Below are 16,238 nucleotides of genomic sequence, written 5' to 3'. Positions count from 1 at the left end.
ATTATCCTGTTTTTTTTGATTCTTTCTTGCAGAGGAGAGGAAATAAAGACTGTGGTACCTAAGGATATTAATGTTGTTGGTCATGAGCAACCTACATCCATTGTCGCTGGGGAAATCGCCCAATTTTCGTTTGAAGTTAAAGGAAAGGGTAATCCATATTTATTGTTACATCAAGGTTTGGGCCCAATGATTTTACAACCTAGATTGGACAATAACAAGTTGGTTTTCACTTTAGAGAAAATGTATACCAGGCAAGCAGGTTTATATGAATGGGAACTTATTAATAATTCACAAGTAGTGTTAAGTGGCAATTTAAAGGTGTTGCCCAAGCAAGAATTGACAACCAAAATAGAAACCTATTTTGGTCCTAGAAGTATTAGGGCCGGAGGAGATGATTTTTCAATGTTATTTATGGTACCAACAGATGTGTATGATAATCCTTTACCAGACGGAACATCTGTAATTATCAAAAGGCAAATGGACAATGCTCAAGATAGCATACAGGGAGAATTAAAAAATGGATATCTATGGCATAACCTGTTTAGTTCTAACTATGCCGGGAGAATGCTGGTGAGCGCCACAGTTAATCAAATAAGCTCCAAAGAACTCACTAGTATGATAGCACCATCCAATTCAGTTAATTTCCAGATTGATTACAAAAGAGTGCATGATTATGCAGATGGTAATCAGGTAATAGAATTTATAACAGATGAAATTCAAGACAGGTTTGGCAATACGGTTGCAGATGGAACATTAGTTAATTTTCAAGTTACGGATCAAGATGGGGCTAGATTGCTAACCGCCGGGTCTACTTTGGCAGGTATAGCTACCGGTAAACTCTTGCACCCCACAAAAGCCAGTAATTGGAAGGTTACCGCTTATGTTACGGGAGAATCAAAAAGTAACGAGACTCAGCTACAATTTAAACCAGCGGTGAAGGATTATGAGGTTTCTTTTTTACATGATAACCGTTTGATTGAGGTGGGACCTATTCACGGTTTTATGGAACAATTAGTTCCTGATGGGTTGTTGATCACGTTAAAGTTGTTTAATGATAAGGGTGAGTTGGTGGACACCAAATTAACCAACTCCAGCAAGGGCAAAGCCTCCTTTGAATTAGAAGAACTGTTTTATGAAAATGGACTCTATACCTTACAAATTGAAACTGCTGGTTTACAAAAAGAATTTAAAGTAGCTTTAGGAACTAATGAACTGGAATAGGTTACTCATAAGATGTTTTCTAATAATCACCTTTTTAGGTGTCAATGCCCTTATTCTTTTTGGTATAAGTTCTGTTTGGTCTTATTTAAATACAGGGGCCGAAAGGTCTTCGCGATTGCATTTGAATTTAGAGGAGGTACGAACGTATTTGCCCAAAGTGGAGTGGGATACCTCCAAAGTGGAAGGAAGGCCCATGGAGCCATTAACCTTAGCGGCAATTGAGCGAGACTATCTAAATGGGTGGTACGTAAAAAACAATTCTCTGTTGACCAATAAAAGATATGGTCTTTCAGATTATTTTACTGATAGTGCAAGGGTAAAAGTGAACCGTATCCTTGATTTTAATGGAGAGCAACAAGCTTCGTTTAGGCAGACTACTTTAAATCACTTTCCAAAACTTGATTTTTATAGTGCAGATGGAACCCAAGTTTACTTTACGGACCATAATGTAGACATCTATCAAGAAAGCTTGGTAAACAATCAAACTATCCTCGAATCGAAGAAAAAGGAATCGTATAAAGTCATAATGCTTTTGGAGGATGGATTTTGGAGAATTCGTCATTTTACCAAAAGGGAAAATAAAATAGAACCGGCACAGCCACGATCAAAATTAACAGATAGTATTAAATCCTTGGTTCAGGATATTAAAGGTCTTAACTACTATCCTAAGGATACCCCATGGGATGTTTTTGGGAAAAAATACAGCGATAGTATTATATCCAAGGACTTTGGGTTAATTAAGGAAATGGGACTCAATACCATAAGAATTTTTATTCCTTATGAAGATTTTGGATCAGCATTTGTAGATGGGAAGAAAATTGACAAGGTGAAGTCGCTATTGGATAAGGCGTACGAAAATGAGCTGAAGGTAGTGGTTACCTTATTTGATTTTTACGGAAATTATGATGTTTTTGATTGGACATTGACCCACCGTCACGTAGAGCAGGTGGTTTTGGCCTTAAAGGACCATAAAGCCATTTTGGCCTGGGATATAAAGAATGAACCTGATTTAGATTTTGAATCTCGAGGAAAGGAAATGGTAATGGCCTGGCTTGATCAAATGATAGATGAGGTTAGAAAATGGGATGGCAAGCATCCGGTTACTATTGGTTGGGCAACCCCTGAAGGGGCATTGAACCTAAACGAGAAATTGGATTTCATTTCCTTTCATTATTATAGGGAATTAAAGGATTTTAAAGAAGCCTACAATCAACTTGAGGAGGGTGTCACTGATCCTGAAAAACCTATTGTTCTACAAGAGTACGGTCTTTCTTCCTATGGAGGGCTTTGGAATTTTTATAGAGGGTCAGAAGAAGACCAAGCCAATTACTACAAAGAAATACAGGGCATTTTAGAGGAAAAAAATATCCCGTTTCTTTTCTGGACCCTTTATGACTTTAGCCAGGTGCCAAATGCGGTAGTAGGGCGTTTACCTTGGCGTAAAAAACCACAGCAATTTTATGGTTGTTTTGATATGGAAGGCAAGCCAAAACCTGCAACAAAGTATTTGATGCAAAATAAAAAAGCGGAGTAAAAACTCCGCTTTTTAAAGGGTAACTCGATATAATTAAGCGTCTGTTGTTTCAGGGGACAGTTTTATGGAGTTAACATCTATTACTCTACCTTCGGATTTTTGAACCTGAATGGCTTTGAAGTAATCTATGTACATTTTCGTAATAGTACTCATAGGAAGAGAACATGCTGCTTTGTAATTGGTTTGTGCCAATTCTATACGGTGCGCATCATCCAAGATTATCTTTTCAATGGCATCGGCCAAAGAGTATTTATCTTCGGGAGCAAAGAATTCACCTCTATAACCTTCTTCCCTTACTAGAATGCTTAAATCGCCAAGGTCTGGCAATGCCACGGCTTTCCCATAGCTTCCGGCTTGGTGCAGTACCCCGGAACTTCCAGTAGTGGAGGTATAGGGGAAGACCACAACAGCGCTTTCGCCAAAAATTACGGGAACATCCTCTTCCGCAACGTAACCCGTAAACCTAAGTTGATCTACATGGCTATATTTTTTCATCATTTCCTCAATATACCCTGGAGTATTAGGGCTATCCGTACCAGCAATAACTATTTCAATGTTTTCATGTGTACGGCTTCGGATAACTTCTACAGCCTCAATAAGAACTTCTACCTTTTTATATGTGCCAAATTTTCCAAATGCCATTATTTGTTTTGGCCCTTCCGGGAGGTTGAAATTTGGAAGTGGGGGAGTTTCAAAGGATCCATGGGGTATAAGCGCAATATTTTTTGCTTTGTATTTTTTTTCTAAAGTTGAAACATACTTGCTTATGGTAACCGCCACAATATCAGAAGCTAAAATAAACTTTGTAAGATTGGTTCCAATAAAATTATAGGCATACTGCAGTAGTTTATTATTCGTAAAACCAGCACTTCCCAAATCAACTTTCTCCAAAATATTATGTAGGAGGGATATAGTAGGAATACCTTTTCGCCTGCACATATAGGGTAACATTAATCCTAGTGCCGCAGGAATCTTTTTATCCCCAAACTTAAGAAACTGTAAGTTGAAAAGAATCGCATCCGGTTGATGTTTATTCACTGCTTTGTTCACCCTAAAAAGGTTCTTATAGCTATTGAAATCCCAACATTCCTCAACGATGATGGGGCAACCTTGTTCTTTAAAATCTAAGTCCTTTGGGTTAGGGGTACTGTCTGTCATCAATATAATTTCAGACACTTCTGGTTGTTGCCTAAAGTGCTTTACCAAATAATAGGCATACTCGTTTAGAGTAACTTTGCTGGGGGGATAGGCGGTAACAATTGCTAATTTCATTTTAGTATTTATTAGTCCGTAAGTCGGTTATTTTTATTCAGTTCTTTGTTTAAAAAATAGATAATCTGTACAACAAGCAAGGTAGACATGGCAATGATTTGCATGTGTACTACCGTGGCCAGGTTTTCATGAAAAAGGGCCACCAATACTATTTGTGAAAGTCCAAGAATTCCGGAAATAATTACCGGTACGTAATGGTCAAGGGATAAAAAGTAGTAGGCAAAAATATTGGATACGGCAAAGAGCGATGTTGCCAAGGCGTATTGCCATAAAAGGTTGGCCATACTTAAATAAGACTCCCCGAACATTAAGGTTATGATCAAATCTGGAAATAAATAGCAGCTGATTACAATTGCTGCGGATAACAGGCCTATATAGGTTACGTATTTGAATAGGATAGGAGCTGTGGGTTCACCATCCTTTTGTTTTTGTACTACGGCAGGTAAAAGGAGCATTACAAACATCCAAGCAACAAAATATACAACTCTGCCAATTAAGGCTAGAGAAGCATAAAGACCGGCATCCAGAGCATCAAAATAATGTTTGACCATTAGGATGTCGCTATTGTTGATGATGATCTGTGTTAGTTCGTAACATGCTGTGAGTACGACAAATTGGGAGACTTTCTTTGCGTTTTCTGGGCTTAACTTTTCCGAAGTGTTCAAAGAGACCCCTTGCATATCAGATGGATAAAGTCCAAACATGAAGGAAATTAATATACCCGTGGATACCAAAATTCCAGGTTCAAAATCAAGGAGTATCAGTAATAACATAGTGATAAGTAGCCTACTCCACATTTCTGTTTGATAGGTGATGGAAAGTCTGTTGAATTCCTGATTTCCCTGATACGTACCTCTATTGACACTCATGAAAAAATAGATAGGTATGCCAATTCCAAAAATGATAAACATCCACTGGCTTTGGGCATTGAAGAGGACTTGTAGTTTACTGGAAAAAATAGTTATGATAAGCCCAACTATTGTTCCAATAATTGCTGATTGTTTGTAACTATTATTTTTGAATATTCGCCATTCGTTACCGGTAAAAAGTACCGCAAATTTGGCTACGGCCAATTGAAAGGTCATTCCTAGAAACGAAAGTACTAGTAGCAAGGTAATGAGCAGAGCAGCTTCGGAAAATGCTTCGGGGCCTAAGAACCTTCCCAGTAATAGGTTGTACAAATAGTTACCACCGTTGACGATTAGAACGCTTAACATAAATAACTGCTCTTGCGATACTTTTCGAAGCATTAGTCTAATGGCCGTCATACTATTGTTTAATATGTTGATTTATCGTCTTTAAAAATGATGGCAGTCGTGTAAAACAACGAATCATTTATAGTATACAAACGTTTATTTTGTTTTTTATTGTAGGATAAGTCTTATGTTTTAGCGATGGGTAATTGTAAATTGAGAATTAATTAAACGTTTATTGATTCATGGGTATTGACTATACCCAAAATACCTGCAAGTATCATAAATAGAGCGGTAGAACCATATTGACTTCTCTTCTTTCAATACTTTGGGGACCTTGGTCCGATATTTTTTAAACCTGACAACATAATTTTGTAAATACTGCGTTATAGTTTTTGTAAATAAAAACCTACGTAAATTGATGTTACGATTCCTGGCAATAATCGGCTTAACCTTGATCACTTCCAACTTGTTGGCACAAGAGGATATGGCTCCCGGATTTCAACTACTGGAAAATGGTAAATTTGATAAGGCCGAAAGCTTTTTTGAGGACTATCTAGAACAGGATCCACAAAATAAGACAGCAAAGCTTTGTTACGGTCGAGCGGTTGGTTTAAACGGGGATCCTAAGAAAGCTACAGCACTATTTGGGTCCTTAAAAGATTCCTACCCCAACGATTACGAAGTAACTATCAATTACAACGAATCGTTTTTATGGGATAAGCAGTATGAAAAGGCCAAACCTTTGTACAAGGATTTAGTAACGGACTATCCAGATAAATTTGGGGCAGTACTTGGCTATGCAAATACCCTTTCCAATCTAAAGGAATATGAGGAAGCCTTGGTTTGGGTGAATAAAGCTATTGATCTTAACCCGGAAAACCCTAGTGCTAAAGTCTCCAAAAAATATATACGGTTAGGGTATGCCAATGAATATACAAATGCCCAGAAATATAAAGAGGCAGAACATCTTTTGTTACAAATTTTTGAGGATTTTCCAGAGGATAAAGACGCCCTCACCAATTTGGCCAATCTTTATTTGATTACAAAAGAGACCGATAAGGCCAAAGCAATCTACTGGCGTTTTGCTACCAATAAAAAAGACTCTATAACTGCTAGAAACGGTATTGCTTTAGCAGAGCATATTGCTGAAAATGACAAGGAAGCCTTGAAAGTTTCCCAACGGGCCATGGAGAGTTTGAATTCCGTAAACGACACGGAATTAATAGAACGCACCAATAATAGGTATGTACAAGCACTTATCTGGAATAGGCAATTTGGCAAGGCAAAAAAGCAAATAGAACTACTGGAAAAAACCAACCCTGATAGGAATTGGATCAGGGCCTCAAAGGCTACGTTGGGCATGTATACGGCCAACTTTAAGATGAGCCTTAAAAATTACAGGGAAATTTTGGAAAAGGATAGTACTTCTTTTGATGGCAACCTAGGTTTGGCCAACGCATTATTTGCTTCTGATCGAATAAAACCTGCCTATAGTGCGGCCTTCCAGACCCTGAGAATTTTTAAAAACCAAAAGGATGCCCAAGGATTTATAGAAAAGCTAAATGGTTTGCATGTTCCTACCGTACAAGATCATGCGGCCTATACATTTGATAACGGTAACAATGTGGCCTTTTCAAATACCATCAACGGCTTGGTCCCTTGGAGTACAAAATTTAAGACTTCAGTTAGTTATCAATATAGAAATACCGAAAATACTATTACCCAGAACAAAGCGGAATCCCATGTGTTTACTTTGGGTGTAGACTACAAGTTAATGCCCAATGTGAACCTGAGCAGTCTTATTGGAGTTAACAATAGTAGGTTTGAAACAAGTTATAGTCAGCCCGTTCTAAATTTTAAATTGGCCCTTAAGCCCTATCGCTTGCAAAATTTAGAATTGGGTTACCAACGTGAAATGCAAAGTTTTAATGCCGATTTGATTGAAAGGGAAATAGTAATGGATAACTATGGCCTCACTTATAATTTAGGAACCAACATCAACTTGGGATGGTACACGCAGCTAATGCACACCAGACAGTCAGATGATAATATTCGTAATTTATTATTTACTTCACTATACTATTCCGTGTTTCGTAAACCAGCTCTCAAAGTTGGACTAAATTATCAATACATCACTTTTAAGGACCAAGTACCCACAATTTATTTTAGCCCAGAGATTTATAGGGCTGGAGAGGTTTTTGCGGACTTACGTGGTGATTTTTCTGAAAAGACCAAGTATAATTTTAGCGCTGCCACGGGCTTACAGCGTGTGCAAAACGACCCTCAAACCGCTATTTTTAGAGCAGAGGCAGGAATTACCCATCAATTTAATAAGAGGTTAAGTGGAAACCTTTATGGAAAATACAGTAATATCGCGTCTGCGACTGCTGCCGGATTTGAATTTACGGAAGTAGGATTGAAGGTAAAATGGCAATTACAGGAAAAACCAATTTTTTACGCTAAGCTTGATAATTAACCCTATTAGGAATACAGGGCCTGATTAAATAAAAAAAGATGGGGATTCCCATCTTTTTTCTGTCAATAACTGTATGAGGTTAAATAGTTTGAATGTATTCTTCCACCAGATTTAAAGATGCTTCAAATTTTGTTTGCATATCAGTTTTACTCTTAAGCAATTCTGCTTCATAATCCTGTGCCAATTGATAGGATTCCTCTAGACCAAGAATATTGAACTTGTGTTTAATTTTGTGCACCAGCTGGGCCGTTTCTTGATATTCTTTATTTTGTAATGTTTTTTGGTATTCGTTTCTTTCTACAGGAAATTCTTCCTTTAAAATATTGATGAATTGTTGTTCAAATTCCAAGTCATCTCCGGCCAGTTGCTTTATATAGTTTTTGTTAGGTGTTTCCATAGCTATTTCTGTTTTTTTAGGGTAAAGTAAAAAGTGGTTCCTTCACCTTCCTTTGAAGTTAGGCTAATATCTCCTTCATATAGATTGACTATTTTTTTAACCAGGGAAAGTCCAATTCCTGTAGCATTGTTTTCATTACTCAGCTTACTGAACATATCAAATATCTTGGATTGATGATGTTCTGGTATTCCTTTACCATTATCGGTTATTTCAAAGGTGTAATAATATTTATTTTCCTTCGCATTTATCGTAATGATTCCTTTTTCCTGCTCTTCCGTAGCGGTAATAGCGTTGGTGATTAAATTGGTAAAAAGTTGCTCAAGGGTATATTTTTGTCCGTGGATGATTGGTAATTCCCCCGAAAAATCTAAAGTTACGTTTTCAGGTACATAGATGGTATTTTCTATTTCCTGTAATAAATTTGAAATATTGATATTGGCTTTTTCTTCTTCCAAGGTAGAAACGGTGGCATGTTTGAGAACGCCATCTATCAGCCGATCCATCTTTACTAAATTTTGGGAAATCATTTCGCTATTGGCTTTGCTATCCTCAGAGAATTTTTCTCTCTCTTCCTCCATGATCCAAGTCAGCAACGTATTAATGTTTCTTATGGGAGATTTTAGGTCATGGGAAACCACATGGGCGTAGTTGTTGAGGGATTCATTTTGAGATTCCAATTCCTTCATCAATTTGCTCTGCTCCGTACTCATTCTAGAAAGTTGCTCTGCTTGCTCGCCAATTTTGGTAGCTAACTTTTCAACATCTAGAATACTTGATCGACTCCCATTTTTGATATTCAAGTTTTCATTTAAACTTTTTAATGCTTTTTCAAGGGCGTCTATAATTTTTTTCTGGCGTTGTGCTTCCGCTTCTAATTCCCTGTTTGCCTCATAAAGCTCTTTGGAACTAATGGCCGTTGCCCTTTGAATCATGGCCAGCTTATCGTCTTGATCTTGATAGGACCTTTGGACCGCTTCTAGAAAATTATGGAGACCTTCGTTTTCCCGTAAATCATCTGGGAGAAATTTTCTTATTTGTCTTTTTAATAAGGAATGCATTATTCGCTAAGTAGGGTTAAGGTCATAGTCTGGTTATGTAGTTTGCACGCGCCTTGGCCCGCAAAAGGTGCCATTTCCCCGTAGGAATAAAAACCGGTCACTGCGGCTTGTTCCCCAATGACATCAATTACTTCTTCCACTTCATCTTCCGTTCTTTGGTCCATAACCAATTTACGGCCAACACAACTTACCAACAAGGCCAATTCTGTTTTCTTTTCTCTAATTTCAACCGCCAATTTTGCAGCTTCCCTTGCCCCATCCGCAATATCATCTACGGTAGACATCATTAATTGTACGGAAGATCCCTGGGGGACATTTCCTGCCAAAATCATGGAATTTGATGCTTCGTCTATGTTCAATATGGTTCTCACCAGTGGTTGAGAACCATCATGTTGGTCTACGTTTAACGGATAAAAAAGTGCAGAGTAGGGCAAATCTTTTGCTTTGTCCCCTAAATATTGTTTGTAAAGGTCTAAAGCGGGTTTACCATCCAACTCAAATAAAATGTTTTCTTCAGATTTGGTAATAGTTCTTTTAGGGCCAAAAACGGACCAGCCTCCATAATTGGCACTAGTAACTTCTAAACTTTCGCCGTAAAGGCCTACTGCAATAATTTCCCCTTCCTTGGGAGCCGTATTATAAGAAGAAAGTGTTTTTTCAAATCGCGCATCATCTCCGCAAAGGCCGCCGCTAAGCCCGACGTTGGCTTGTTTTGTTTTCTCAAGTCCATCAATTAGGCTGCTTCCATTTACGGAACTTCCTTCAGAGACTACAAAAATGTGTTTAAGATTTTCTTGAGGAAATTCTTCCATTAAAGCCTTTCCCAATAACTTATCATCCCCATCAAAATCTGCTAAATTCTTGCTTTTGACCAAATAGCTACTTTTTTCGAATTCTATAGCGGTGAGAACTATTGATTTTTCAAATACATTCTCTTTTAGAATCTCCCCGCTTGTGGAACCTATTACTATATGGCCATCTGGAAATAATTGTGAAATTTCCTCAAAACAGTTTTCTTCTTCCAATAAAAACCGGTCGCCAAATACGAGGACCAAAGGGTTTTTTAAGATGGATTTCTCTGTGCTAAACTCCCAGCTAGTATCTTTTGTTTTTTTTGCTTGAACTATTTTCATGCCCCTTTATTTTCATCGGTTAATACAGACTTTTTAAGGGTAAAATGGAACTGCGTTCCTTCTCCCACTTCACTATCTACCCATACGTCACCTTCATAGCGGTCTACAATTTTCTTTACAATGGAAAGACCAATGCCTGTTGATCTTTCTTTATTTCCTATAGATTGGAAAATTTTAAAGATCTTTTCATGGTATTCCTTTGGAATACCTACACCATTATCCTCAATGGTAAAATGGTAGAATTCTTTGGTGTCCTTAAAAAGAACTTGCACATGGCCTACTTCCCTTTCAATATGCACTACGGCATTGCCTATTATATTCTGAAAAAGCTGTTGCATCTTGGTCTTGTCACCAATGATAGTAGGTAACGGATCAGGAACGGTCACATTTACATGGTCTGGAATGAAAATAGTTTCCTTAATGGTATCTATTACTTCATTTAAGTCCACCTCGCTGGATAATAGTTGGGAACTATTGGCGGTAGAATATTCCAAAATCCCTTGGATGAGTTTGTCCATGGAAGCAACTTTTTCCTGTAGCAGCGAAAGTTGTTCTTGTCCGGCTTCATCAATCTTATCATGGTAATCTTCTTTTATCCATGAGGCGAGGGCACTTATACTGCGGAGCGGTGATTTTAAATCATGCGAAACTATATGTGCGTATTCTTGAAGATTTTTGTTACTAGCCTCCAAGTCAACTAAAAGTTGTTCTTTTTGTTTTTGTAGTTCTTTTTCTAAAGTGATGTCCTCTATGACAACTACCTGAAATTTAATTTCGCCTTTTTGGTCTCTAACGGCGTTTATGTTTGTTTTGGCAAAAAAGGTACTTCCATCCTTTCTTATGTATTCTTTTGTCACCGAAATATTGTCCTGACCGGATTGATTGTGAGTCTCCACAAACTCATAGCACTCTTCTTCATCATAGCAGGTGGTGATATCTTGAGGAGTGGTGTTGATCAGTTCATTTTCTGTATATCCTAGCAGCTGTGAGAAAGTGGGGTTGGCTTTTATTATCTTACCGTCCACGGTCAGTGCTATTCCTAGGGGAGAATTATCTACAATGATATTAAGTTCCCTGCGTTGTTCATCCAACAACTCTTTAATTTCCATTTCTCGGCTAATATCTCGCATGATTCCGTGAATCCCAATAGGGTTTTGTTCCGCATCATAAATGAGACTGGCGTTTATCTGTATAAATTTTTGAACCTTGTCCTTCAGTACTATTTTGGCTTGATAGTTTCTAAGGATACCAATCTTTTTAAGGGACCCAAAAGCTTCCAAAGTGTAATTAACATAGTCATAATGTACCATGGCCCCTACGTTAATGGATTCTTTACGGTGGTCTACCCCTAAAAACTTGATAGCCGAATCGTTCATGGTAACCACATTGTAATCCATGTCCAGAATGACATATGGATCAATGATGTCCATAAAAGAATCACTAAGGTCTGTCTGCTTTTTGTTTAACAAACCCTCCAACTTATTATTGGCAGCTTGTAAATGACGGGTCATGTCATAAAGTTCTTTGGATTTCTCCTCAAGAATCTTTTCGGCCTGTTGGCGCGCCAATTTTTGACGCTCCAAAGCCCGTTTAAGCATCTGTACCTCTTTACTATCCATTTTGGACGATGTCGAACTGTACTTCTGTTCCATCCTCTTTTAATAATTTGTATGTTACTTGGGCAGAACTGTTATAATGCTCAAAGCAGCGTTCAATTAAACCGTGTGCCAATCTATAAAGTCCCCTTGAAGATGCGTACACCATAGAAAGAGAATGGTCTGTTTTATCCAATATTTTAAATGTGGGTAGTTCCGCTTCTGGATAGATTTTTTGCACGTGAACGTGAATATGGTCTTCAATGGCATAAATAAGCCCTAAAGGATTATTATAACTCTGTATTACCTCAGGGTGCGCTTTACCAAGACTGGCAAAAAGATAATGGCCAAAAGTATAAATTAGAGTATCTATATCAATTTTGACCTCAGAGCTGAGGTTGGTAATCAAACTTAGCATTTCATTAAATTCATACGTACCTATGGCCGTATAAATTCCATTGGAGGGTAAGTCAGAATTCTCAATGATGGAGTCGGCTACTTCGAGTCCAAATTTTTCTTCCACCATCTCAAGAAACTCGGTAAAGACTATTCCTTTCATTTAATTGGGTTTAAGTTGAATTTTGATTCGGTCTTTTAATTAACGATAAATGTAGGAAAAAGACTTCTTAATCAAATAAAAATGTTGTAAAATGTAGGAAAAACGTTATGCTTTCACTAATTCACTAACTTCCCAATAATGGACCACCTTAATGAGTTTTTCTTCGTATTCCTCATATTTTAAGGGTTTTAAGATATACCCAGCTATGCCAATACGGTAACATTCCAGCAAATCTGCCCTATTTTGAGATGTTGTGAGCATTATTGTTGGAAGATATTTATAATGTTCATCTGCTTTTAAGATTTTTAAAAACTCAATGCCGCTCATTCTGGGCATATTCAAATCCAGCAGAATGATATCTGGTAATTGGTCTCCAGAACCCAAAACTTCAAGAGCTTCTTCTCCATTTTTGGCTTCGGTAATTTTATGTTTAACATTTAGTTTTGCCAGAGTACGTTTAAATTTCATGGTCTCAATGGCATCGTCTTCAATAAATAGAATGTTCATGATGGTAGTTTATAATTGCCCTATACTAAATATAATGAAAAGTTAGTCCGAATATTGTGTGGCAACTACAACTTACTGTAAATCAATGTGGAATAAATGGTGCGAAATCGTTTGCAGAAGGACTGTCCAATTTTAAATTTCTTTATAAGGAAATACTGATGAGATCTTAAAATAAAATATTTATGGCTTCACCTAGTTTAGAAGATTTATAGGCGGCATCAACAATTTTGTTTACAACTATCCCTTCTTTTAAACCTGGTACTGGGATTCTGTTTTTTTGAATACAGTCAATAAAATAAGCCATTTGTTTATCATAGATGGTTTGATCGCAATGTTCATTTTTTTTAGAAAATGTGGGTGACAAAATTTCTCTAGAATCCCCGTCTTTAAATTTTAACGATGTAGGAAAAAGTCTTGCATAACCCTCGGTACCAAAAATTGCTGTGCTGGCCTCAGGGCCATCCATATGGGGTTGCCACCAACCACTTTCAATAATACTTTCAGTGCCATTACTCCAAGTGATAACCAAAATCCCGGTGTCGTCCACTTCATAATCACCAAAATTGGTAGCGATCCTGGCATAAACCTTTACAGGTTTGGGGTCGTTTAGAAGAAAACGTACCGTATCAATGGCATGTACGCCCATATCTGCTAAAGCCCCTCCACCTGCTAACTTTTTATCGGTAAACCACCCTGAGGGACCCCAATTTTCATGTATACCATACCCTTTGGTTTTAATGATTTTACCTAAGTCTCCTCTTTCGATAACCTCTTTTAGATATTTAGCTTCTTGATCAAAACGCCACATATGGCCAACCATTACTTTTTTGTGGATATTGTTTGCGGCAGTTTCTATTTTTAGAGCTTCCTTCTCGGAAATAGCCAAAGGTTTTTCAATGAAAACATCCTTTCCATAATCCAAAAAAGCCAAAGCATGAGGGGTGTGTAGGGCATTAGGCGTACTTAGAATAACCGCATCAATGGCTCTATTTTCTAGTAGGGGTTTAATATCATCATAGGCCTGTGGTATTTTATATTTTGAAGCAAATCTTTGGGCACTTTTTAAAGTTCTGGCCACTACGGCGAGCATTTCTACGTGTGCTATTTTTTGAATAGCTCTAGCGTGGTAGTCTGCAATATAGCCTGCTCCAATAAATGCTACTTTTATACTTTTCATTAGAAAGTTATTTAACGGTAATCTGATTCAATTTCTAACTTTTTAAATGCACTTAATAATAATGAAAGCCTATCTGTCAAAATAAAGTCTACGCCCGAATCGATTAACTTTTTCATTTCTTGTATGGAATCGGTGCCGAAATAATTGACCCGAACATTTTTCTTTTTTAGTAAAGCAAGCTCCTTTGCGAGGTTTCCATGTTCCCTTGATTTTTTTAATTGGATAAATTTGAAATTACCATCGATGGTTTCCAAAATGTATTGGTCACGGGTGGTAGTCCGATCCATGTTGCAGACCATTAAATTTTTATTTACGGATTGAACACCGGCGAAGGCTTCCTTTCCACAGGCAATGACGGACTGCTGTTCTTTATTGGATTCCAAAATTTGAAGGGCCACTTTTCTTCCCAATTCCTCACCCCCTTTTAAATGCACATTTAACCAAACATTATTATGAATAAGGCCTAAAACCTCCTCTAAGGTGGGTATTCGGGTATTTTTGAACTGGATAGATTTCCATGAACCGGCGTCTAATTGTCGCAGTTCATTTAAATTTTTGTGAGATACTTGTCCGTTTCCATCGGTGGTGCGATTTACCGTATCGTCATGAATAACTACCAAGGCACCATCTTTTGAAAGTTGTACATCAAATTCTATCATTTGGGCACCTAACCGAATAGCTTCTTCGAAGGCTGGCAGGGTATTTTCAGGATGGTTCTCAGTAGCACCTCTGTGGGCACAAACTCCCTTTTTAGGTAGTTTCATTTCCTGTGCTATCAAGATAAAGGGACTTAGTATTACTAGTATAGAAAGCAGGTATTTCATTTACAACCCCATTAATGTTTCCGCTTGGTCATATATTTTTTTAACGGCACTTGCAATCAGACTCATATCTTCTTTGCTTCCCATTAAGACCTTGTGGTGTAAACAAACAGATTCTACATGAAAGATACGCTCGCAAACGGGCAATTGAAATCGTTTCGGGTCTATTTGAGCCCAATAATCTTCAGTGAGTTTATGTCTGGCCGGCTTTGTATGGGGTACGTATAAAGGGCATTGATTCAAGGGTTCATAACAAGCGTCTACCACAATATTTAGTTCAGCTTCCAACGCTTTTCTAAATTTATTAATTGGCAAACCTTTAAATTCATCTTTTATGTATCTAAATGCGAAATTGAAATAGGCTTTTTTAGTTTCTCGAGAATCCCTTTTCAAAGGGAGAATGCCGGGTAGTTCTTTCAAAAGCTCGTTGAGATATTCTCCGTTTCGGTCTCTTGTGTCATTTTGCTTCGGCAATCTTTTGAGACCCTCCACTAAAATAGCTGCTTGAAACTCGGTGATTCTCAAGTTACCCGATTGCAAGAAGTTGCCATCGTCACCATAATCACCAATTCCTTTATCCCCACTTTTAAAACTGCCTTCCGGCCTCCTCCCGCAGTTTCTTAAGGCGTCAAGTCGTTCTGCCAAATTAGGGTCATCGGTAGTAACGGCGCCACCTTCGCCAGCGGTCAAATGTTTTGAAAGTTGAAAACTGAAGCTTCCTATATCACCGATACTTCCGGCTTTCTTCCCTTTCCATTCGCCTCCATGTTTGTGGGCGCAGTCTTCAATGATGTGCAAACCATGTTCATTCGCTATAGCCATTATCGAGTCCATGTCCGCAAAGGCGCCATACAAGTGAACAGGAATAATTGCCTTGGTTCTCGGGGTTATGGCTTTTTTAATGGCTTCGGGGTCAATACACCAAGTGTCTTCAAGAACATCGACAATGATTGGAGTCGCATTTACATCAATGACCGTCGCTGCCGTAGCCTGCCACGTAAGACCGGGAATGATAACTTCGTCTCCCACACCTATTTCAAGGGCTTCCAAGGCAATCTGTAAAGTGACGGTTCCGTTTACGGTGCATACCGAATATTTGGTTCCAGTGAAAGCAGCAAAAAGTTGATTAAATTCCGTCTCTTTAGGGCCATTATAAGACCAGACCCCGCTATTCAGTACTTCAATGAGGGCTTTTTCCTCTTCTTTACCCCAAACAGGCCATTGAGGCCAGGGGTCTTTAGATATGTTTTTTACGGATGGCCCATCCAAAAGTGCCAGTTGTTCCATAGTTC

14 protein-coding genes are annotated in these 16,238 nt (G+C 38.1%); 3 read left to right on the top strand and 11 right to left on the bottom strand.

What is annotated here, in order from left to right:
• The first annotated feature begins 15 nt into the window (after window positions 1–15).
• On the top strand, window positions 16–1,221 hold the full coding sequence (locus IL355_RS12945; protein ID WP_192462547.1) for a hypothetical protein: 1,206 nt from the start codon (window positions 16–18) through the stop codon (window positions 1,219–1,221).
• The gene (locus tag IL355_RS12940) at window positions 1,208–2,755 is read left to right on the top strand and encodes a cellulase family glycosylhydrolase (RefSeq protein ID WP_192462546.1); all 1,548 of its coding nucleotides are present in this window, start codon (window positions 1,208–1,210) and stop codon (window positions 2,753–2,755) included. The genes IL355_RS12945 and IL355_RS12940 overlap by 14 nt, the downstream gene beginning before the upstream one ends.
• Before the next feature lie 33 nt (window positions 2,756–2,788).
• Here IL355_RS12940 and IL355_RS12935 read toward each other — a convergent pair whose 3' ends face one another.
• The gene (locus IL355_RS12935) at window positions 2,789–4,027 is read right to left on the bottom strand and encodes a glycosyltransferase (protein ID WP_192462545.1); all 1,239 of its coding nucleotides are present in this window, start codon (window positions 4,025–4,027) and stop codon (window positions 2,789–2,791) included.
• Window positions 4,028–4,038: 11 nt separating this feature from the next.
• Entirely contained in the window at window positions 4,039–5,295 is a 1,257-nt protein-coding gene (locus IL355_RS12930) for an oligosaccharide flippase family protein (RefSeq protein WP_192462544.1), read from the bottom strand.
• Window positions 5,296–5,641: 346 nt separating this feature from the next.
• Between IL355_RS12930 and IL355_RS12925 the strand changes: the two genes are divergently transcribed.
• Window positions 5,642–7,699 carry a tetratricopeptide repeat protein gene (locus IL355_RS12925; protein WP_192462543.1) on the top strand — a complete coding sequence of 686 codons (2,058 nt, stop codon included), beginning with the start codon at window positions 5,642–5,644 and terminating at the stop codon, window positions 7,697–7,699.
• A 79-nt stretch (window positions 7,700–7,778) separates the two neighbouring features.
• On the opposite strand, the gene IL355_RS12920 is transcribed toward IL355_RS12925, so the two are convergent.
• From IL355_RS12920 to IL355_RS12880, 9 genes are all read right to left on the bottom strand, one after another.
• Window positions 7,779–8,096 (bottom strand): Hpt domain-containing protein, encoded by a 318-nt coding sequence (locus tag IL355_RS12920; protein ID WP_192462542.1) that lies wholly within the window; start codon window positions 8,094–8,096, stop codon window positions 7,779–7,781.
• Between the two features lie 2 nt (window positions 8,097–8,098).
• The gene (locus IL355_RS12915; RefSeq protein ID WP_192462541.1) at window positions 8,099–9,154 is read right to left on the bottom strand and encodes a sensor histidine kinase; all 1,056 of its coding nucleotides are present in this window, start codon (window positions 9,152–9,154) and stop codon (window positions 8,099–8,101) included.
• The gene (locus tag IL355_RS12910) at window positions 9,154–10,287 is read right to left on the bottom strand and encodes an FIST signal transduction protein (protein ID WP_192462540.1); all 1,134 of its coding nucleotides are present in this window, start codon (window positions 10,285–10,287) and stop codon (window positions 9,154–9,156) included. The genes IL355_RS12915 and IL355_RS12910 overlap by 1 nt, the downstream gene beginning before the upstream one ends.
• Window positions 10,284–11,939 carry a PAS domain-containing sensor histidine kinase gene (locus IL355_RS12905; protein WP_225621235.1) on the bottom strand — a complete coding sequence of 552 codons (1,656 nt, stop codon included), beginning with the start codon at window positions 11,937–11,939 and terminating at the stop codon, window positions 10,284–10,286. The genes IL355_RS12910 and IL355_RS12905 overlap by 4 nt, the downstream gene beginning before the upstream one ends.
• Window positions 11,899–12,441: a heme NO-binding domain-containing protein gene (locus IL355_RS12900; protein WP_192462539.1), complete on the bottom strand. Its 543-nt coding sequence runs from the start codon at window positions 12,439–12,441 to the stop codon at window positions 11,899–11,901. Before IL355_RS12900 ends, IL355_RS12905 begins: the two co-directional genes overlap by 41 nt.
• 105 nt (window positions 12,442–12,546) lie before the next feature.
• Entirely contained in the window at window positions 12,547–12,948 is a 402-nt protein-coding gene (locus tag IL355_RS12895; protein WP_192462538.1) for a response regulator, read from the bottom strand.
• A 166-nt stretch (window positions 12,949–13,114) separates the two neighbouring features.
• Entirely contained in the window at window positions 13,115–14,125 is a 1,011-nt protein-coding gene (locus IL355_RS12890) for a Gfo/Idh/MocA family protein (RefSeq protein WP_192462537.1), read from the bottom strand.
• 11 nt (window positions 14,126–14,136) lie between these two features.
• Window positions 14,137–14,949, bottom strand: a complete 813-nt coding sequence (locus IL355_RS12885; RefSeq protein ID WP_192462536.1) for a glycerophosphodiester phosphodiesterase — start codon at window positions 14,947–14,949, stop codon at window positions 14,137–14,139.
• Window positions 14,950–16,233 (bottom strand): DegT/DnrJ/EryC1/StrS family aminotransferase, encoded by a 1,284-nt coding sequence (locus IL355_RS12880; protein ID WP_192462535.1) that lies wholly within the window; start codon window positions 16,231–16,233, stop codon window positions 14,950–14,952. It lies immediately after the preceding gene.
• Window positions 16,234–16,238: the final 5 nt, after the last annotated feature.

The sequence above is a fragment of the Euzebyella saccharophila genome, from assembly GCF_014855495.1.
In the GTDB taxonomy this organism is placed as follows: domain Bacteria; phylum Bacteroidota; class Bacteroidia; order Flavobacteriales; family Flavobacteriaceae; genus Euzebyella; species Euzebyella saccharophila.
This window is presented reverse-complemented; position numbering and strand designations above follow the sequence as displayed.